13 protein-coding genes and 1 tRNA gene are annotated in these 20,207 nt (G+C 38.7%); 6 read left to right on the forward strand and 8 right to left on the reverse strand.

Annotated elements, in window-relative coordinates:
• Positions 1-186: 186 nt before the first annotated feature.
• The 3 genes from ISU00_RS11720 to ISU00_RS11730 form a co-directional block, all read right to left on the reverse strand.
• Positions 187-951: a creatininase family protein gene (locus ISU00_RS11720; RefSeq protein WP_228850848.1), complete on the reverse strand. Its 765-nt coding sequence runs from the start codon at positions 949-951 to the stop codon at positions 187-189.
• Between the two features lie 106 nt (positions 952-1,057).
• Positions 1,058-3,694: an MGH1-like glycoside hydrolase domain-containing protein gene (locus tag ISU00_RS11725; RefSeq protein ID WP_228850849.1), complete on the reverse strand. Its 2,637-nt coding sequence runs from the start codon at positions 3,692-3,694 to the stop codon at positions 1,058-1,060.
• A 461-nt stretch (positions 3,695-4,155) separates the two neighbouring features.
• A tRNA-Arg gene (locus tag ISU00_RS11730) sits at positions 4,156-4,229 on the reverse strand.
• Positions 4,230-4,735: 506 nt separating this feature from the next.
• On the opposite strand from ISU00_RS11730, the gene ISU00_RS11735 reads away from it, so the two are divergent.
• Together ISU00_RS11735 and ISU00_RS11740 are read left to right on the forward strand one after the other, a co-directional pair.
• Positions 4,736-7,714, forward strand: a complete 2,979-nt coding sequence (locus ISU00_RS11735; protein ID WP_228850850.1) for a hypothetical protein — start codon at positions 4,736-4,738, stop codon at positions 7,712-7,714.
• A gap of 267 nt (positions 7,715-7,981) precedes the next feature.
• Positions 7,982-8,980: a T9SS type A sorting domain-containing protein gene (locus ISU00_RS11740; RefSeq protein ID WP_228850851.1), complete on the forward strand. Its 999-nt coding sequence runs from the start codon at positions 7,982-7,984 to the stop codon at positions 8,978-8,980.
• 54 nt (positions 8,981-9,034) lie between these two features.
• On the opposite strand, the gene ISU00_RS11745 is transcribed toward ISU00_RS11740, so the two are convergent.
• The 4 genes from ISU00_RS11745 to ISU00_RS11760 form a co-directional block, all read right to left on the reverse strand.
• Positions 9,035-9,190 (reverse strand): SsrA-binding protein, encoded by a 156-nt coding sequence (locus ISU00_RS11745; protein ID WP_228850852.1) that lies wholly within the window; start codon positions 9,188-9,190, stop codon positions 9,035-9,037.
• Between the two features lie 407 nt (positions 9,191-9,597).
• On the reverse strand, positions 9,598-11,460 hold the full coding sequence (locus tag ISU00_RS11750) for a M56 family metallopeptidase (RefSeq protein WP_228850853.1): 1,863 nt from the start codon (positions 11,458-11,460) through the stop codon (positions 9,598-9,600).
• A 46-nt stretch (positions 11,461-11,506) separates the two neighbouring features.
• Entirely contained in the window at positions 11,507-11,884 is a 378-nt protein-coding gene (locus ISU00_RS11755) for a BlaI/MecI/CopY family transcriptional regulator (RefSeq protein WP_228850854.1), read from the reverse strand.
• Positions 11,885-12,041: 157 nt separating this feature from the next.
• The gene (locus tag ISU00_RS11760) at positions 12,042-12,887 is read right to left on the reverse strand and encodes a hypothetical protein (protein ID WP_228850855.1); all 846 of its coding nucleotides are present in this window, start codon (positions 12,885-12,887) and stop codon (positions 12,042-12,044) included.
• A 148-nt stretch (positions 12,888-13,035) separates the two neighbouring features.
• On the opposite strand from ISU00_RS11760, the gene ISU00_RS11765 reads away from it, so the two are divergent.
• Positions 13,036-13,986, forward strand: a complete 951-nt coding sequence (locus ISU00_RS11765) for a calcium/sodium antiporter (protein ID WP_228850856.1) — start codon at positions 13,036-13,038, stop codon at positions 13,984-13,986.
• Between the two features lie 53 nt (positions 13,987-14,039).
• On the opposite strand, the gene ISU00_RS11770 is transcribed toward ISU00_RS11765, so the two are convergent.
• On the reverse strand, positions 14,040-15,053 hold the full coding sequence (locus ISU00_RS11770) for a glutamine synthetase beta-grasp domain-containing protein (RefSeq protein ID WP_228850857.1): 1,014 nt from the start codon (positions 15,051-15,053) through the stop codon (positions 14,040-14,042).
• Positions 15,054-15,227: 174 nt separating this feature from the next.
• Here ISU00_RS11770 and ISU00_RS11775 point away from each other — a divergent pair, with 174 nt between their 5' ends.
• The 3 genes from ISU00_RS11775 (at position 15,228) to ISU00_RS11785 (ending at position 20,078) form a co-directional block, all read left to right on the forward strand.
• Positions 15,228-17,414: a glutamine synthetase III family protein gene (locus tag ISU00_RS11775; protein WP_228850858.1), complete on the forward strand. Its 2,187-nt coding sequence runs from the start codon at positions 15,228-15,230 to the stop codon at positions 17,412-17,414.
• Positions 17,415-17,848: 434 nt separating this feature from the next.
• The gene (locus ISU00_RS11780; RefSeq protein WP_228850859.1) at positions 17,849-19,027 is read left to right on the forward strand and encodes an AIR synthase related protein; all 1,179 of its coding nucleotides are present in this window, start codon (positions 17,849-17,851) and stop codon (positions 19,025-19,027) included.
• Between the two features lie 16 nt (positions 19,028-19,043).
• On the forward strand, positions 19,044-20,078 hold the full coding sequence (locus ISU00_RS11785) for a DUF3078 domain-containing protein (RefSeq protein WP_228850860.1): 1,035 nt from the start codon (positions 19,044-19,046) through the stop codon (positions 20,076-20,078).
• Positions 20,079-20,207: the final 129 nt, after the last annotated feature.

Here is a 20,207-nt window from a genome sequence, read left to right on the forward strand (position 1 = left end):
GAGGCTAAGGTGTATTTTGGGTAATAAAAGGTAATGAATTTTTGCAAATACCTTATCAATAAGCAATTTAGTTATTTGGTTAATGAAATATGTTCCCGAGCGAGATGTTCGATTTCAGAAATAGATTCAACCCATCACATTTTCGGTCATTTTCACTTTAATTACTTACTGAAAAGATGAGTTCTTTTATTCATATAAATTTTCAATATCTGCCATCGATATATCATAAAATAATTGACCTAATTTCTTGCAAGCATCGTCAAAAAATGCTTTTCCTTTATCTATTGTGGCCGTACTAGGATCACCAACGCCAGTATCTTCACTAATTTTAGACCAAGGTCTTTCGGTCCATACCCATCCCTCATTAAAACCTTGAATTTTATTTTTCTTTTGTTTGCCTGTTCCCCATTCCTTCTTGGGTAAAACCAATTCTGGTTTTAAATATAGCATCACACTTGTCTCCATTTCATCGGCATGATCGCCTGGGTTTTCAAAATAAGATTTGCCTTCAACCACCTTAAACCAGTTTGTAAAGCTCAAAAACATTTCGGGATAGATTAGACCTAATTCGCGAAGAATTGATTTCCAGTTATTACCTCCATGGCTGTTTAGAATCAAAAATTTTTGAATCCCTTGTCGGTTTAATACTTGGAGTATGTCCTTGAGTATGGCAAATTGTGTACTTGGGTTAAGATTTATGTCTAGGTAAATATCAGGCTGACCTGTATTAACACCAAAGGGTATGGTCGGTAATATGATGACTTTAGCACCCTTTTCCCAAGCAATTCGTCCTGACTCTTCGGCAACCGATGTGCCTTCGACGACATCAGTTGAATAGGGAAGGTGGTAATTGTGTGCTTCAGTTGCGCCCCATGGTAGTATTGCGAGATCGAAAGTTGTGTCTTTTAGGTGCTTCCAATTTGTGTCGGCCAAGACATATGGGCGTATCATATATTTATAAGTTTATAATGGATAGTCAAATCCGAATTGTTAGATGAATTAGTGATTCCTAAATTATTAGGATTTTAATAAATCAACCTAATAATATTGGAAAATCTTAATTTCGATCTTCTGCTTGTTCTAATTCCATTATAATATTTGCGATTAATGCAGTCCAACCCGTTTGATGGGATGCTCCTAAGCCTTTTCCTGTATCGCCATCAAAGAACTCATAAAAGAAATGCTCGTCTTTAAAATAAGGGTCTTTAGAAAACAATTCGAAACGGTCCTCTGCGTGGTAATGGAATTTTCCGTTTTGGTCTCGCTCGAAAAGTTTAATTAATCTTTTGCTAAGTTCATCTGCTATTTGGTTAAGATTCAGCCTATTTTCGGATCCCGTTGGAAATTCATAAGTGTAATTAGAACCATAATACGTATAGTATTTTCGGAGACTTTGAATGATCATATAATTCAAAGGAATCCATATTGGGCCACGCCAATTTGAATTACCTCCGAACATATCCGATTTGCTCTCGCCTGGTTCATATTGTATTCGGTGTTGTCCATGATGTTCAAAAACAAACGGATTATTTTCATGATATTTTGATAAGGAACGTATACCGTAATCTGATAAAAATTCTTCCTCATCTAGTAGTCTTTTTAGCAAATGCTCCATGCGGAAACCTCGCATAATTGAGAATAAATATTTACCATCTTCGTTTTCCTCTTCAATTCGAGAAATTAATGAAGCTAAATCTGGGCGAGTCCTTACTATTTCAGCCGCTCTCAGTTTAAACTCCTTCAATTGATCAAACAAATCCTTATGTATTACTTCAACGGCAAATAGCGGTATAATACCAACTAAAGATCTAACTCGTAAACGGTCTGAAACTCCTGTGGACATTTCAACCACATCATAATAAAAGTTGTCTTGGTCATCCCATAAGGAAATGTCCTTTTTGCCTATATGGTGCATGGCCCAAGCAATGTTTAAAAAATGACGAAAGAACTTTGCCGCCGCCTCTTCGTAAGCTTTATTTTTCTTTGCCAATTCCAAAGACATCCTTAGCATATTGAGCGTAAACATTGCCATCCAGCTTGTGGCATCAGCCTGTTGCATACGTGTAATTCCTTCAGGCATCTGATTACGGTCGAAAACTCCTATGTTATCTAGTCCCAGAAAACCTCCTTCAAAAAGATCTACACCACTTTTGTCTTTTTGGTTAACCCACCAAGTGAAGTTAATCAGTAATTTTTGAAAAGCCTTTTCTAAAAAGCCGGTATCTCCATCGCCTTTACACTTTTTATCTTTTTCATAAACGGTCCAAACAGCCCATGAATGTACAGGCGGATTGACATCGCTGAAATTCCATTCGTATGCAGGGATTTGCCCATTCGGGTGCATATAACTTTCCCGCAATACCAAAAGCAATTGTTCTTTCGCAAAATAGGGGTCTATATCAACAAAAGAAACCATGTGAAATGCTAAATCCCATGCCGCATACCATGGATATTCCCATTTGTCTGGCATGGAAATGACATGGCGGTTTGTTAAATGTTGCCAACTAAAATTCCGAAGATATTCTCGGTAAGGTTTGGCTTCACCAGGCCCCCCAAACAACCATTTAAAGACATCGTAATAATAAAACTGTTTACTCCATAGCAAACCTGAAAAAGCTTTTTGGGCAATATCCTTATGTTGAGATTGGATTTGTGGTTGAAGGAGGTCATCATAAAAAGTTTCGCATTCACTTTTTCTATGTTCAAAAATTGAATCAAAATCGCTCCAAGGATCACTTACTCGTTTTTTACGAAGCCTAATTCTTATTTCTTTAGATTCTCCAGGTTGTATTGTTAGCTTATGCCAGACAGCGAATTTCGACCCAACTTTTTTCGGATTTACGCTAGCCTGTCCATGTATAACATGGTTGTTGATGCCATCCTTAACATACTTAACTTCGTTAGGGACATTATAAAGTCTAACATTATTCGTTTCATTTTCGCAAAACAATTGATCCCCATTTTCGTGATACAAGAAATACCTTCCATTTCGGGTGCTTCTAGATTCAATTGTATTTTTGTCTACTTTTTTAATGGTTGGTCTGGAGTATCGTCTGTTGTGTTTCCAGAAATTCCTAAACCATAGATGAGGTAAAACATGGATATTGGCCGTTTTTTTCCCTCGATTGATTACTGTAACCTTCATTAAAAGGTCATTTACATCATCTTTTGCATATTCTATAATACAGTCAAAATAGGCGCTGTTTTTAAAGCTTTTAGTATCTAAAAGTTCAAACTCACTTTCTTCCCTTGTGCGTTTAGCATTTTTTGAAACTAATTCGTGATAAGGAAATTTGTTTTGTGTGTATTTATAAAGATATCTGCAATAACTATGGCTAGGGGAGGACATTTGATGGAAATATAATTCCTTGACATCTTCTCCATGGTTTCCCTCGCCATTTGTAAGTCCGAACAAACGCTCTTTTATAATAGAATCTTTTTCGTTCCAGAAGGCAGGAGCAAGACAAAGAATTTCCCTTGAATCGCAGAAACCTGCGATTCCTTCTTCACCCCAGCGGTAGGCGTTACTATATGATTTATCGTGATTTACAAAATTCCAAGCATCCCCATTAACGCTATAATCTTCGCGGACGGTGCCCCATTGCCTTTCAGCTAAATATGGTCCCCATTTTTTCCAATTCTTATAAGTGTCCGCAACAGCTAATCGATCGGTCTCAGCATTTTTTATACTCATGTAGTGGTTTGAATAGATGAAGGTTTGTTTACAACGAAAATTTCAATAATTTATTAAACAGGCAGCTTTTTCGAGCAACCATGAAAACAGCTAAAATTAATCTTAAATGCTGAAAGTTTGCAAGGAGCTATCGAGTATTGCAGATTTTGAAATAAAAGTGGTATAAATCTAAGTTCTCAAAAAAAAAATATCATTTTTTTAGATTTCTTTTAATTCGAGAAGCTAAGGAGGAAACTATATAGAATGAGAGAAGGTTATCCACTTTACAGTAAATAACCTTTCAAAATATTGTGACCTCGATAGGATTGTCCTCACCCTGCACCAATTTCCCCAATGCTCTTTCTTCTTGTTGGATTGTTTTCACTGCGCTCAAACATCCTCAAAGCTCCGCTTTGAAAATCCTACCAACAAAAAAACGCTCAAGCGAGCTTGGCGTTTTTTCTTATTGTTGGATTTATCCGTGACCTCGACAGGATTCAAACCTGTAACCTTCTGAGCCGTAATCAGATGCGCTATTCAGTTGCGCCACGAGGCCGTTTTGAGGGTGCAAATATATTTTATTTTGTTGGAAACACAAAGTTAAAGAGTCGTAAAAGCTTATTCCAAATGGGGCGAAAAAAATGTAAATAGTAACCAGTTTTTAGAATTTATATGAAAATACCTACAAGTATTTGGTTTCAAGACAGTTAATGTAAAATCCTTTGGTTATTATGTCGAATAAATAGACATTTTATCGACTTAACATAAATTAACATTAAGATTATCGTAGCTTCATATTAGTAAATGTCCTGTGTTTTCAGGACGTTTCTGTCTTCCCTGATTAATAGCACGATTAAAATTTAAAAGGTCTACAAACCTATTGCGCATACCCATGTCTTCTAAAGGTCATTGAGAGAATCGACTTCCCCTTAAATTATCTCACTGACATTTTTGAACTTAAAGTTTACAAAAGGGTTCAGCATTTAATCTTCCCCGCAATGTTGTTCCAATGTTTTGAAATGCTATTAACTAAACATAATAACCAACTAAACACTTAGAGGGATGAAACCAAAACTTACAAATTCAGATTACAGCTGGAAAAATTTGAAAACATTTTTTTTCAGAAAAATGAAAAATCCGAAACGGAAACCTAAAATTCTAACTGCTTCTATTTTTTTAACCGTTTTAGTATTTTCAGCTTTATTTATTGGCCAAAAAACCAACCAAAGGTTCCTTGAACCTACTTTAATTTTTGAGGATGCGAACAATACCTTGGCTGAAGTTATCTCCGGGGAAGATAAATGGGAAACCGTTGAGACATATGAGTTGACGCTTAATGCCAACTCCGAAACGACTAATATGATGTCGCCACCTCCTCCCACAAAATTAAGCTTGGAACAGGTGCGGAATGGTAGTGGTGATTCGCCGTTAGTTAATGTTGATTGGCAGAATGGTAATGCTGGAGCTTCTAACGCTCATTATGTAGAGGGTTGGGGAATTCCCTATCGTGCAATCATTACCAATATTCCGGCAGGTACCCATTCTATAGATATAGCTTGGGATATAAAGCATTCCAGCGCAAATGCAATTGATTTTATAGGATATTACGATTTACTGGATTATGAACCAGGCACCCACGCCGCTAATTTTAATCACCTAAAAGAAACAATAGATCCTACTTCGGGTTATAGTGGAATGGGTTTAGAGAGTACTGCGGATATACCAGAACCTGATTTTTCCGGGGTACCAAATGATGCCTTAAATACATTCAATGCTATAAAATCAGATAATTTAGCTAAAATGGCCATTTGGAATGGTACTATTAATTCTATGACATATGTTTCTCAAGGAGACCTTGCCGCTGCATCTTCAACTACCGTTCTTCGTATTGTCTTTACAACAGATGGCGGTGATTTAATACTTTCATGGAGTGGCCATATAGCCAAAAAAACGGATTGGGGTGATGGAAACTCGGCATCTGCGGTCAGTGGCTCACCTTACCATTCTAGAATTTTGCAGTGGGATGAAGGTAATAATGGAGATTTTACTTCCGTTGGAAACCAAGACAGATCGTTATCTGCAGCGGCAGTAATAAATCCGCCTCCATGTAATGTAGCTGGACCTGGTCTTGTTTGTCCGTCATCGACAGGGCATGTATATGAAAATGATGCCGTTCTGCCCAATAGCACTAGTATAATCCCCGATGGATATAAATATCAATGGAGTGTTACTGGAAATGGTAATATTTCATCAGGGGACTCAGGCACTGGTGCTAAGGTTAGTGTCGATGCGGGAACAGGATGCGGTATTTCTTATACTGTAAAACTAACAATTACTACAACAAACGATGTTTTTGTTACGTCTTGTGAAAAAATTGTTAGTGTTGAGGATTCTACCTCTCCGACCTGGACGACCAGCCCTGGTGCGGATGCGACGATCGACTGTCCGTCGGAGCCTGTGTTCACAGCGCCTACCGCGAGCGACGAGTGCTCGACAGCGACCGTGAACGAGATATCCGATGTCACGACCCCTGGCTCATGCACCGGCACCTACGTCAGGACCAAGACATGGGAGGCTGTTGACGACTGCGGCAACAAGAGTTCCCAGGTGACCCAGACCATCACGGTTAGGGACATCACCTCTCCGACCTGGACGACCAGCCCTGGTGCGGATGCGACGATCGACTGTCCGTCGGAGCCTGTGTTCACAGCGCCTACCGCGAGCGACGAGTGCTCGACAGCGACCGTGAACGAGATATCCGATGTCACGACCCCTGGCTCATGCACCGGCACCTACGTCAGGACCAAGACATGGGAGGCTGTTGACGACTGCGGCAACAAGAGTTCCCAGGTGACCCAGACCATCACGGTTAGGGACATCACCTCTCCGACCTGGACGACCAGCCCTGGTGCGGATGCGACGATCGACTGTCCGTCGGAGCCTGTGTTCACAGCGCCTACCGCGAGCGACGAGTGCTCGACAGCGACCGTGAACGAGATATCCGATGTCACGACCCCTGGCTCATGCACCGGCACCTACGTCAGGACCAAGACATGGGAGGCTGTTGACGACTGCGGCAACAAGAGTTCCCAGGTGACCCAGACCATCACGGTTAGGGACATCACCTCTCCGACCTGGACGACCAGCCCTGGTGCGGATGCGACGATCGACTGTCCGTCGGAGCCTGTGTTCACAGCGCCTACCGCGAGCGACGAGTGCTCGACAGCGACCGTGAACGAGATATCCGATGTCACGACCCCTGGCTCATGCACCGGCACCTACGTCAGGACCAAGACATGGGAGGCTGTTGACGACTGCGGCAACAAGAGTTCCCAGGTGACCCAGACCATCACGGTTAGGGACATCACCTCTCCGACCTGGACGACCAGCCCTGGTGCGGATGCGACGATCGACTGTCCGTCGGAGCCTGTGTTCACAGCGCCTACCGCGAGCGACGAGTGCTCGACAGCGACCGTGAACGAGATATCCGATGTCACGACCCCTGGCTCATGCACCGGCACCTACGTCAGGACCAAGACATGGGAGGCTGTTGACGACTGCGGCAACAAGAGTTCCCAGGTGACCCAGACCATCACGGTTAGGGACATCACCTCTCCGACCTGGACGACCAGCCCTGGTGCGGATGCGACGATCGACTGTCCGTCGGAGCCTGTGTTCACAGCGCCTACCGCGAGCGACGAGTGCTCGACAGCGACCGTGAACGAGATATCCGATGTCACGACCCCTGGCTCATGCACCGGCACCTACGTCAGGACCAAGACATGGGAGGCTGTTGACGACTGCGGCAACAAGAGTTCCCAGGTGACCCAGACCATCACGGTTAGGGACATCACCTCTCCGACCTGGACGACCAGCCCTGGTGCGGATGCGACGATCGACTGTCCGTCGGAGCCTGTGTTCACAGCGCCTACCGCGAGCGGACGAGTGCTCGACAGCGACCGTGAACGAGATATCCGATGTCACGACCCCTGGCTCATGCACCGGCACCTACGTCAGGACCAAGACATGGGAGGCTGTTGACGACTGCGGCAACAAGAGTTCCCAGGTGACCCAGACCATCACGGTTAGGGACATCACCTCTCCGACCTGGACGACCAGCCCTGGTGCGGATGCGACGATCGACTGTCCGTCGGAGCCTGTGTTCACAGCGCCTACCGCGAGCGACGAGTGCTCGACAGCGACCGTGAACGAGATATCCGATGTCACGACCCCTGGCTCATGCACCGGCACCTACGTCAGGACCAAGACATGGGAGGCTGTTGACGACTGCGGCAACAAGAGTTCCCAGTGACCCAGACCATCACGGTTAGGGACATCACCTCTCCGACCTGGACGACCAGCCCTGGTGCGGATGCGACGATCGACTGTCCGTCGGAGCCTGTGTTCACAGCGCCTACCGCGAGCGACGAGTGCTCGACAGCGACCGTGAACGAGATATCCGATGTCACGACCCCTGGCTCATGCACCGGCACCTACGTCAGGACCAAGACATGGGAGGCTGTTGACGACTGCGGCAACAAGAGTTCCCAGGTGACCCAGACCATCACGGTTAGGGATATAACAGACCCTGTAATCACTTATTGCCCATTGGATATTGTTATTGAATGTGATGAATCTGAGGATCCAGCTAATACTGGACAAATGACTGCCACAGACACTTGTAGTGATCCTGTAATTACTTACAGTGACAAATCCACACCAAATGGATGTCAACAAATAATTGTTAGAACTTGGAGAGCTGAGGATGCTTGTGGAAATTTTGTTACTTGTACACAAAATATAATAGTTAGAGATCGAACTGCACCAACCTTTACAGGTTGTGATGGTATAGGAGACGTAACCGCTTCAGATAATTGCTCTGCAACTGAAAATATCACACTTTTCTATCGTGATAATGGAACCACTCGGACATGGACTGCGATAGACGAAAGTGGTAATATTAATACTTGTGATCAAGATTTATCAGTGCAAGCTTCAGCTTCATTGGTCGATCCTGTTCAAACAAATTCTACATTAAAAGCTGAGGGAGATATCCTTGTTAAGGCATTTCCAAATCCATTTGAGGATAGTGTGAAATTTCTTATTGATATCCCAGAAGCTGGCGAAGGTACTTTAGACCTTGTAAATATCTTAGGGCAAAAAATTCAATCAGTTCACTCAGGTAAATTTGTAAAGGGTACAAATAGTTTAGAAGTGAAATTGAAAGAGCGCCAAACTCGTATGCTTTTCTATGTTTTAAATATAAATGGGAAAAAGAAAAGTGGAAAGTTAATACAAAGTGAATAAACTTGTATTAAATTGAAAAGGGCGTCTTAGACGCCCTTTTTTTATTATTAAATCTTAATCCAACGCCCTTTGGGTTACATAGCTTCGCCAAGCAATAATGGCTAATTGAAGTTTAGATGCCTTGGAAATATCTAGTCCTTTTTTTGTGTAACTAGGCAATATCTTTTTATTGAGTTTTGCCAATAACTTGAACCATTCTTTTTTATTCATTGCGGTTGGTTTCCCATAAAGATATCACAAAAACAAAAAAAATCGCAAACGGTTAGGTATCTGCGATCTTTTTAAATCTATAACATGTTGTTTAGATATTCTAGGAGTACAATAATAATGGTAATCATGGTTCTTAGGTTTAAATTGATTAATTGATGAATTGAACTTCGAAAATATAATCCCTAAGAGAATTGACCAACAAAACCATGGAAAAAGGATGAAATAGCCTATAAGATTATAACTACTATTGATTAAACTATTTTAAATTGAAACAATAAATAAACAGTTTAATTTAATTTAGTAATTGATGATTCAATTAAATGTAATAAATTGTAATTTTTCTAGGGGAAATTCCAGTCGGAATGACAGAAATTTTCGTTTTTCAGTTGGAAAGGACCTAAAACCTTTCAATTTGATTTTATAAATAAGCCATCTCCATTTTGTCCAAAATAAATCGATGGAATCCCATCTTTTCCTTTATTTATTGCGGATGCTTTATTGCCTTCCTCATTCTCCAGATTTATTTTTAATTGTGTTATTTCACCGTCTGAGTTTCTTCTAACCTTTGAGAACTTAACTTTTAGGCCTTCCTCATCTAAATTTTTACTTAGTTCATCCAATTCACTTTTTTTGGTGTTTTTGTCAATTTTGAAAGTGTTCAGTCCTTTGCCATCACGGATAAAAAAGACACCGTCGTTTGGTTTTCGAATCCTATATCCTTTCACTGTTTGGGTATTGTCATCGGAATCTTTTACCATGAAAAATTTATCACCGGAGGTGCCTTCTAATTTAATAGCCTTAGGTGACTTTGAAGAATTGGCTTTTGTTCCATTGTAAATAATCACCTTATCACCCTTAACGGTATGAGTACTATCTTGACGCCAAACGAATTTAGAATCCCCAGTGGCTACAAAATTGAATTTTACACCTTCTTCTGTGGACGATATTTTATCTGAATTCCAGACCATTATTTTTTCCGTAGAATCGTTTTGTACAATGCTGTATGCATGTGGGCTGTTAGTTCTATACACATAAACATTAGACCCATTATCAGAACCAATTACCCGAACATCACTTGAATCCTTGGATATGAAAACCAGAGTATCCGCCTTAATTTTGCTAAGGGGTTTTCCTTTCTCCACTTCAAATGTCTGGGACATGCTATGCTTAGAAGACTTGAAGGAAATCCCTTTTGTTTCTCTATCCATTTCTATAATAATGTCTTTAATGGGCTGATCATTATTTTGATTGAAGTTTCCAGAGGAAGTGTTTGATTTGTAGGTTATTTCGATACTGGTTATATACCCATTCCGATCTCTTTCTATTCCTTTAAAAGTTATTGTCGCCCCTTCCTTTTTAAGAAGTTCTGAAATTGTAGCCATTTGTTTTTCTGTAGTCGTTTTAGAAACCGTGAAACGCAACACATTTTGATCTTGGGGACTTTGTTGTGGTAAAGTTTCAATAGGTTTATCTATGTAAACCGTTGTGGCATTAAAAGTGAAAATAAAAATAGCAAACATTGGTATAAGTAAAACATACTTCAATAAATGCGCTTTAGATGATTTAGGTTGTTGTAACATAACTATTCGTTTTTTGATTATTGAATTGAAAAAAGTTGATGAAAGCACTGGGGATTGATTACCCAGTGTGGTTTTTAAAAGTAATTTTTGATAATTTATTTTTGAATTTGAATACGTTGTTGCAGATGCATCAGCAATAAATTCAAGATTTTCTCCTATACTTTTTTTAAGTAGCCAAGCAATTGGATTAAACCACAAAAAAATTGCAAATAATTCAGCGATTATTAAGTCCCATGTATGCCGGCCCAATACATGTACATTTTCATGTTTGAATATTAACTTTAGTTCCTCATTTGAAAATAAAGAAGGATTACAAACAATATATGTAAAGAATGAAAAGGGCATTATTTTCTCATTAGATCTATGATAAGTTAATCCGTCGAAAATATCAGGGTAAGTTTGTTTCAGGTGCCTAGTTACAGAGATTAAATTAACTATAAACCTAAGCAATAGAAATCCAACTACACTCCAGTATAAGATTGGTGCCAAATCCAGCCAAGAAAAGGTGTCATCAGTACTTTTTTGGTAGAAAGGTTGTGAGGCTTCTGCTTCACTTATCATCGTTTGAGCGACTATGGGTATTTCTCGAATTTCTGTATGTTCAATGGTAATTGTAGGGAGGATTATTGCAAATAGGATACCTACAAGAAAATACCAACGATGGTATTCAGCTAAATTGGTTTTCTTCAATAATAGGAAATATATCGTGTAAACTATGCCTAGGATTATGGAGACTTTAAGAAGATACATTGTCGTTGTCTTTTTTTTCTATTAGATCAATAATTTCCCGAAGTTCATCCGCGCTAATTTTTTCTTCGTTAGCAAAAAATGATACTACGTTTTTATAGCTATTATTAAAATAGTTCTCTATGGCGGAAGACATAAACCCTTTTTTATAAGACTCTTTGCTTACAATAGGGTAGTATTGGTGAGTCTTTCCATATGCGTTGTGAGAAACGTATCCCTTTTCTTCAAGATTTCTTATTATGGTTGATAATGTATTGTAATGAGGTGTGCTTTCCTTCATCTCCTCCATAACATCTCGTACGAAGGCTTTTTTTAATTTCCAAAGCACATGCATTATCTCCTCTTCTTTGTTAGTTAATTTTTTCATCTATCTAAAGTTCTCTTTTTGCAGAAGTATTTCAATTGATGTTTCAAACATATAACTAAAAAAATAGTTATACAACTATAAGTATAGTTATTTAACGAAAAATTTAGTTAAAAAAATACCCGCCATGCAGCGGGTTATTATTTTTAGTCGTTTTAAATCACTTTGTGGAAATTATTATGGCGCCGTATTTTGCCTTTTCGCCATAGAACAATTTTCCTCTTTCGGGAGACAAAACTTCCATTTGTTCAATTTGCCCTTGCTCTTCTAGTTTTAGAGCATTGTTGTAACTAGATTCTTGCCCATCAATAATTACAAAATACTCACTTGCTCGAGGATCGTTTTGTATTGAATAATTAAATCTTTTTGAATTAATAGAATTGAACTGAGACTCCATTTGTTTCATTAAATCTCCAATGTTGGTGGAATCTCCGAATTGGAACATAAATTTATCTGTATCTTTAAAAAAGTCATCAAAATTAAACCCATTTAAGTTTTGTAGCTGCTGTCTAAAAATTGAGTCTGTTGGTGATCCAAATGAAAAGAAATTAGGATTACTCAATAATCCCAGATTACCAAAACTGGCTCCATTTTGTTCTACAAATATCTGACCTCCCTTTCTGCCAAAACTAATTGTATCGATTGGCATATTAGAAGATAATTGGATATTAGATGATTGACCATTATCTGAAACCATTTCAATTCTAATAGCCGTGATTTCTCCTAAATCATTTCGTTCTATGGATTCAAAAGAACCATTGATGCCATTCTCGGACAGCATTTCTTTGATATCCTCAAATTCAGAATCCGTAGTGTTTTTGTCAATTGTTATTATCACATCCGCCTCCTGGGGATTTAAAGAATTTGAAAAATTGACAGAAGGACGTAACTGTTGGTTTTCTGTTCGGTCAGTATGATTTTTTCCAAATAAATCATGCGAAACCAAACCGATAAAAAGTAGTGAAATAATTGTAGCTGAAATTTTTAAAATCATTCTGGTTTTCATGATGCTTAAATTTAATTTCAAAATTAGAGCTGTTATGACAATCGTTGTAAACGGTTTAACTAAATTTTAAAATTAATTTGTTCTTGTTGAGAATCACCTCGCATCCTTTGATTAAATTGGATATATAGTATATTCGCAAAAATTTTTTATGAGTTTAGTTCTCATCTTTCTCGGATTAACATTGCTGGTTGTTGGTGGTGAATATTTGGTGCGTTCCTCCGTTGCCCTTTCGTTTAAATTAAAAATTTCAAAATTGGTGATAGGGATGACTGTTGTTTCATTCGCCACTTCAGCTCCCGAGTTATGGGTTAGTTTAACGGCTGCCCTTGAGGGGTCAACCGATATTGCGCTAGGAAATGTCATCGGCTCAAATATTGCCAATATAGGGTTGGTATTGGCCATTACCTCCATTATTTCTCCCTTAATAGTGAATAGGGATTTCTATAAGTATAATTGGCCCATGATGGTATTTATGTCTGTCTTGGTGTATTGGCTATTAACCTCAGGTAATTCTCTTGAAGCTATCGAGGGAGTTTTGCTTGTAACCTTATTGGTTATTTTTCTTTTTATCCTAATTAGAGGTTCCCGAAAAAGGACAAAAATTAATATTGAAGAAGTGGATGAGGCCTTGGCGGAAACTTCAAATTTCAAAATAGCAATTTGGTTGCTCATAGGGGCTGCTGCTCTATATTATGGTTCAGAATGGCTGGTTTCTGGATCTAGGACTTTGGCTGCTTATTTAGGTGTTAGTGAATTCGCTATTTCGGTAAGTGTAATTGCAATAGGTACCAGTGTGCCAGAGTTAGCTGCTTCTGTAATTGCGGCACTAAGACGTGAAAAGGCTATATCGTTGGGTAATTTAATAGGAAGCAATATTTTTAATCTCGCTTCAGTTCTGGGTATTACAAGCATTATAAAGCCAATTCATGTAAATCCTGAAACACCTCAAATTTTAGAAACTGATATTATCTGGATGATTGGTTTCGCTATTGCGCTTGTGCCCCTGTCGTTAATTCCGGTACGATATGAGATTAGCAGGTATAAGGGTTTTATAATTTTAGGTGGCTATATATTTTTCCTTTACTTGGCATTTAAATAAAAAAATACCCCCAACCGAAGTCGAGGGTATTTCATTTCAACTTAAAATAACTATTAATTCAGCTGTGCTGATTTCACAGTCTTAACTATACGCCCGGCAATTTTATATGGATCACCATTAGATGCTGGACGACGATCTTCTAACCATCCTTTCCATCCTTTTTCAACCGTCATAATTGGTATTCTAATAGAAGCACCCCTATCTGAAATTCCATAACTGAAATCGTTGATAGAAGCAGTTTCGTGTTTACCGGTTAAACGTTGGTCGTTGAACTCGCCATAAACCTCAATATGTTCTTTGGTAACAGGTCTAAAAGCTTCACAAATCTTCATATAAACATCCTTAGAACCAGCAGTTCTTAAAGTGGTGTTTGAAAAGTTTGCGTGCATACCTGAACCATTCCAGTCTCCCTTAATTGGTTTAGGGTGATATTCAATGTAATATCCGTATTTTTCAGTAAGTCTATCTAATAAATAGCGAGCAACCCAAACGTGGTCCCCAGCAGTTTTTGCACCTTTGGCGAAAATTTGAAATTCCCACTGTCCACATGCAACTTCTTGGTTAATACCTTCGAAGTTGATGCCTGCTTCAATGCATAAGTCTGCATGCTCTTCAACAATATCTCTACCATGTGTGTTTTTACCACCTACGGAGCAATAGTATAGACCTTGAGGTCCTGGATAACCACCAACCGGGAAACCTAATGGTAATTGAGTGTGTGTGTCCATAATGAAATATTCCTGCTCGAAACCAAACCAGAAATCATCATCTTCATCATCAATTAGGGCTCTTGCATTCGATGGATGTGGTGTTCCGTCTGGGCTAAGAACTTCAGTCATAACTAAATACGCATCTTTTCTAGCAGGGTCCGGGAAAATTGCCACTGGCTTTAACAAACAGTCAGAAGACCCACCTTCTGCTTGTTTAGTTGATGAGCCATCAAAGGCCCACATTGGACAATCCTCTAATTTGCCACTGAAATTTTCTTCAATCTTCGTTTTACTTCTTAGGTTAGCAGTTGGCTCATAACCATCTAGCCAAATGTACTCCAGTTTTGATTTGCTCATGAGATAATTTATTATTTAAAAATCGTCACAATATTAAAAATTTTATCTCACACCTACTTAAGATAGGGGGTGGTTTCTTTTAAATACAATACATTATTATGTATACCCTAATTTTGATTAGGTTTCAATAAAAAAAATGCAATTTATCTTAACTTTACCCCTAAATTTTTTAAGATGTCTACATTGAGATTTTACGCGATTAAGGAAAGTACTAATCGCAAATCGGTTGAGATTGATGAGAAGGATAGGAAATCACTAATTTTTGGTTCCAATGTTTTTAATGAATTATCTATGCGTCAATATCTAAGCAAGGAGGCCTACGCAAGCATTAAAAGTGCCAATGAAAAAGGAACTAAAATTGATAGAATGTCCGCCGATCATATTGCTACAGGTATGAAGGAATGGGCAATTTCTAAAGGGGCCACTCATTACACGCACTGGTTTCAGCCTCTAACTGGAGGAACGGCAGAAAAGCATGATGCATTTTTTGAACCCATTGGTGAAGGTTTAGCAATTGAAAAATTTGAAGGCAGTCAATTAGTGCAGCAAGAACCAGATGCCTCTAGTTTTCCACATGGTGGCATTAGAAATACGTTTGAGGCACGTGGATATACTGCATGGGATCCAACCTCGCCTGCCTTTGTTTTTGGTACAACGCTTTGTATTCCTACCGTTTTTGTGGCTTATACAGGTGAGGCATTAGATTATAAAACTCCATTGCTCAGGGCTCTTCAGGCTGTTGATCAAGCAGCTGTTGATGTTTGCCGTTATTTTGATAAGAACGTAAAAAAAGTAAATGCTTCGCTTGGCTGGGAACAAGAATATTTTTTGGTTGATAGTGCACTTGTTACCTCAAGACCCGATATTGTAATGACTGGCCGAACCCTTCTGGGGCATGCACCCGCTAAAGGCCAGCAATTAGACGATCATTACTTTGGATCGATTCCTAATCGCGCCCTGGCTTTCATGCGTGACCTTGAACATGAGTGTTTGCTTCTGGGTATTCCAGTTAAAACAAGACATAATGAAGTGGCGCCGAACCAATTTGAACTTGCGCCTATTTATGCTGAGGCGAATTTAGCGGTAGACCATAATTCCTTGTTGATGGATATTATGCATAAGATTGCGGAGCGACATCATTTTAGGGTTTTATTTCATGAAAAGCCTTTTGCCGGTGTAAATGGGTCTGGTAAACATAATAATTGGAGTCTGTCAACTGATACTGGTGTTAATCTCTTGAGCCCAGGAAAAACCCCGATGCGTAACTTGCAATTCCTAACATTTTTCATAAATACCATTAAAGCGGTTCACCAGTATGAAGAATTGTTGAGAGCTGCAGTTGCTTCTGCGAGCAATGATCATAGGCTGGGGGCTAATGAAGCACCGCCTGCAATTATTTCTATATTTATTGGGGCCCAGTTAACAGATGTATTGGGAGAATTGGAGCAAGTTACCGATGGTAAATTATCCCCAGAGGAAAAAACTGAACTCAAATTAAATGTTGTCGGTAAGATTCCTGAAATTTTATTAGATAATACGGACAGAAACCGAACTTCTCCATTTGCCTTCACTGGTAATAAATTTGAATTCAGAGCTGTGGGTTCAAGTGCAAATTGTGCGAATCCCATGACTATTCTCAATACAATTGTGGCCAAGCAATTAATGGACTTTAAAAAAGAGGTGGATCATTTAATTGATAAAAAAGACATGAAAAAAGATGATGCCATTTTTAATGTTATAAGGGAATATATAAAGGAATCAAAGAATATTTTATTTGAAGGGAATGGATATAGTGCGGAGTGGGAGAAGGAGGCCAAAAAGCGAAAACTGTCAAATAACAAAACCACTCCACAAGCTTTAAAGGCAAAAATTAGTAAATCGGCTTTAAAGTTGTTTGATGATTTGGGTGTGATGAACTTTAAGGAATCTGAGGCGCGTTACGAGATAGAATTGGAAGAATACACCAAAAAAGTACAAATAGAGGGACGAACTTTAGGTGATATCGCAAGGAACCATATTGTTCCGACTGCGGTAAAATATCAAAATACGCTTATTGAAAACGTCCAGGGATTGAAGGAAATATTCGGTCAGTCCTTTCATAATTATGCTGAGGAACAATTGAATATTATAAAAGATATTTCGGAACAAATTTCCCAGATCAATTCTAAGGTAACCGAGATGATAAACGAAAGAAAAATTGCTAATAATATAGATGATGCAGAGAAAAAAGCGGTGGCCTATTGCACTAAAGTTAAACCTCTTTTCGATGAAATCAGGTATCATTGTGACAAGTTGGAGTTACTCGTGGATGATGAACTTTGGCCTCTAACAAAATACAGAGAATTGCTATTTACCAGATAGACTAAGTAACTATACGTACTGGCAGTATGGCATTCTGTGTAGTTCGTCGTATTAATCTTTGGGTAGGCGAAAAATGATTATGAAGTCAATAATTTAACTTGTAAAGTACATTTAAATCGAACTAATTTTGTTAAATTTAAATTGCTATTAATCAATTACTTGAGGTCGTTGTGTTATACAAACCAAATCCGTAAAAAGATGAGGATTAATGTCATATGGAGGCTCTTATAAAGGAAAATTTAAATGACTTAAAAGAAACCTAAACACAAAGATCTCATTATCCGATAGAACTTTAGTTAATTATTTAATTGACTGACGTTTTATCATTAGACTGGTGCTTTTATAAGCGCCAGTCTTTTTTTATTCCATAATACATTATCTAACCATTTTAATAACTGAATACAATATGTATTTTTGCATTTCAAATCGGGGAAATGTCAAATAATTTTAGCAATCGTTATTCAGGAAGAGGTGTATCAGCATCTAAGGAAGATGTGCACAAAGCAATAAAGAACATTGATAAAGGGTTGTTTCCCAAGGCATTTTGCAAAATTGTTCCCGACTATCTTACAGGTAGTGAAGATCATTGCCTGGTTATGCATGCAGATGGGGCAGGTACCAAAAGTTCTCTCGCATATATGTATTGGAAGGAAACTGGTGATCTTTCGGTATGGAAGGGAATCGCCCAGGATGCCTTAATAATGAATGTTGATGACTTATTATGCGTGGGAGCGACGTCCAATATTATGCTTTCTTCTACGATTGGCAGGAATAAAAATTTGGTTCCAGGAGAAGTTATATCAGCAATTATTAATGGTACCGAGGAGCTTATTAAAGAATTAAATTCTTTTGGGGTTGTTATCCACTCCACTGGAGGCGAAACAGCCGATGTTGGAGATTTGGTCAGAACCATTATCGTTGATTCAACTGTTACCGCCCGAATGAAGAGAAAAGATGTAATTGATAATGCCAATATTATAGAAGGGGACGTTATTGTAGGTCTTGCTTCATATGGTAAATCTACCTATGAAAAAGAATATAATGGTGGAATGGGGAGCAATGGCTTAACATCAGCACGGCATGATGTGTTTTCTAAATATTTAGCTACAAAATATCCTGAAAGTTTCGATTCTTCCGTGCCGCAAGATTTGGTTTATTCTGGTTCTAAGGTTTTAACGGATCCCGTAACAGATTCTCCCTTGGATGCTGGGAAACTTGTTTTGTCACCGACCAGGACCTATGCTCCAATAATAAAATCGATTTTAAAAAAATATAATTCTTCCGAAATACATGGAATGGTTCATTGTAGTGGAGGGGCACAAACCAAGATATTGCATTTCATAGATTCCTTGCATATTGTTAAGGATAATATGTTTCCGGTACCACCACTATTTAAATTAATTCAGGAAGAGTCCGGAACTGACTGGAAGGAGATGTACCAAGTGTTTAATTGTGGTCACCGCATGGAATTATATGTTAGCCCGAGTGTTGCTGAAGACATAATATCAATTTCAAAATCCTTTAATGTTGACGCTCAGGTTATTGGAAGGGTGGAATCTTCAAAAGATAAGATGTTGACACTAAAATCAGAATTTGGCAGTTTTATTTATTAAACTAAACGTTCTCTCGATGTCGAAAATTCATAAAGCATCCATTCTCCTACTTGTTCTTGGGTTTTGTTTTATTTCTTATGGTCAGAATAGGCCAATTGTTCAACCCGTAAATATTGTTCAGCCAAGTAAGGTTAAGTTTCGCACTTTAAATTCTCAAACTTCTCTAAATAATTTGCCGTATAAATATTACCGCAAGACCTTCTGGACTGAAAAAAATGTTATAGGGTTAGATCTCAGTGAAGTGGCATTCGTAAACTGGAATGCTGGTGGTGCAAATTCTATTTCTGCTGTAATGTCTGGAGACTTTTCAAGAATATTTGAAAAGGGTTTCATCCGTTGGAAAAATGAATTATTGATGCGCTATGGTATAAACCAACAAAGTGGGAACGGAATTCGCAAGACTGATGATAAATTAGAATTTAATTCTACTTTAGGATACCGAACAGATTCTATATCGAACTGGTACTATTCGGGTAAATTCAATTTCAGAACTCAATTCACTAACGGTTATAAATATCCAAATACAGACCAAATTATATCCACTATAATGGCTCCAGCCTATTTCTTTTTAGGGGTGGGGGCTGAGTATGGCGCAAATATCCAGCATTTTAATTTATATGCCTCACCTTTCACTTTTAAGTCCACTTGGGTATTAAACCAGGGTCTAGCCAATCAGGGTGCATTTGGTGTTACCCCTGCTGTTTACGATGAGGAAGGAAATATTATCAGCAAAGGGAAATTGATGAGGACTGAGCTGGGTATACTAATTACAAATGAGTATAATACAACCATATTTGAAAACATTGGATTAACAAACCGTATTAGCTTATATTCAGATTACATAAATAATTTCGGAAATATAGACGTTGATTGGGAATTGAATTTTAATCTGAAAGTGAATCAATATGTATTAGCGAAATTAGGCTCACACCTTATTTATGATGACGACATAAAGGTAACTTCACAAAACGACGCAGGAGAAACTGTAATAGAAGGTCCTAAAATACAATGGAAACAACAATTAGGCATAGGCGTAATTGTTCAACTTTAACCGATTAGATGAACTCATGAATTAAAAGCAGATAGCAACATGTTATCGCCAAATCCATGAGAATCGCAAGGGCAAACAAGGAAATTGTCGTAAATCCAAGGCTTTTAAAAAAATTAATCCTTCTTTGCT

The sequence above is a fragment of the Aegicerativicinus sediminis genome, assembly GCF_015476115.1.
Taxonomy (GTDB): Bacteria; Bacteroidota; Bacteroidia; order Flavobacteriales; family Flavobacteriaceae; genus Aegicerativicinus; species Aegicerativicinus sediminis.

Bases quoted from the DNA above. Each gene is read 5' to 3' on its own strand.
- ISU00_RS11770 (WP_228850857.1), bottom strand. From the start codon at position 15,053: ATGAGCAAATCAAAACTGGAGTACATTTGGCTAGATGGTTATGAGCCA.
- ISU00_RS11760 (WP_228850855.1), bottom strand. From the start codon at position 12,887: ATGAAAACCAGAATGATTTTAAAAATTTCAGCTACAATTATTTCACTA.
- ISU00_RS11720 (WP_228850848.1), bottom strand. From the start codon at position 951: ATGATACGCCCATATGTCTTGGCCGACACAAATTGGAAGCACCTAAAA.
- ISU00_RS11775 (WP_228850858.1), top strand. From the start codon at position 15,228: ATGTCTACATTGAGATTTTACGCGATTAAGGAAAGTACTAATCGCAAA.
- ISU00_RS11745 (WP_228850852.1), bottom strand. From the start codon at position 9,190: ATGAATAAAAAAGAATGGTTCAAGTTATTGGCAAAACTCAATAAAAAG.
- ISU00_RS11755 (WP_228850854.1), bottom strand. From the start codon at position 11,884: ATGAAAAAATTAACTAACAAAGAAGAGGAGATAATGCATGTGCTTTGG.
- ISU00_RS11725 (WP_228850849.1), bottom strand. From the start codon at position 3,694: ATGAGTATAAAAAATGCTGAGACCGATCGATTAGCTGTTGCGGACACT.
- ISU00_RS11735 (WP_228850850.1), top strand. From the start codon at position 4,736: ATGAAACCAAAACTTACAAATTCAGATTACAGCTGGAAAAATTTGAAA.
- ISU00_RS11780 (WP_228850859.1), top strand. From the start codon at position 17,849: ATGTCAAATAATTTTAGCAATCGTTATTCAGGAAGAGGTGTATCAGCA.
- ISU00_RS11765 (WP_228850856.1), top strand. From the start codon at position 13,036: ATGAGTTTAGTTCTCATCTTTCTCGGATTAACATTGCTGGTTGTTGGT.
- ISU00_RS11785 (WP_228850860.1), top strand. From the start codon at position 19,044: ATGTCGAAAATTCATAAAGCATCCATTCTCCTACTTGTTCTTGGGTTT.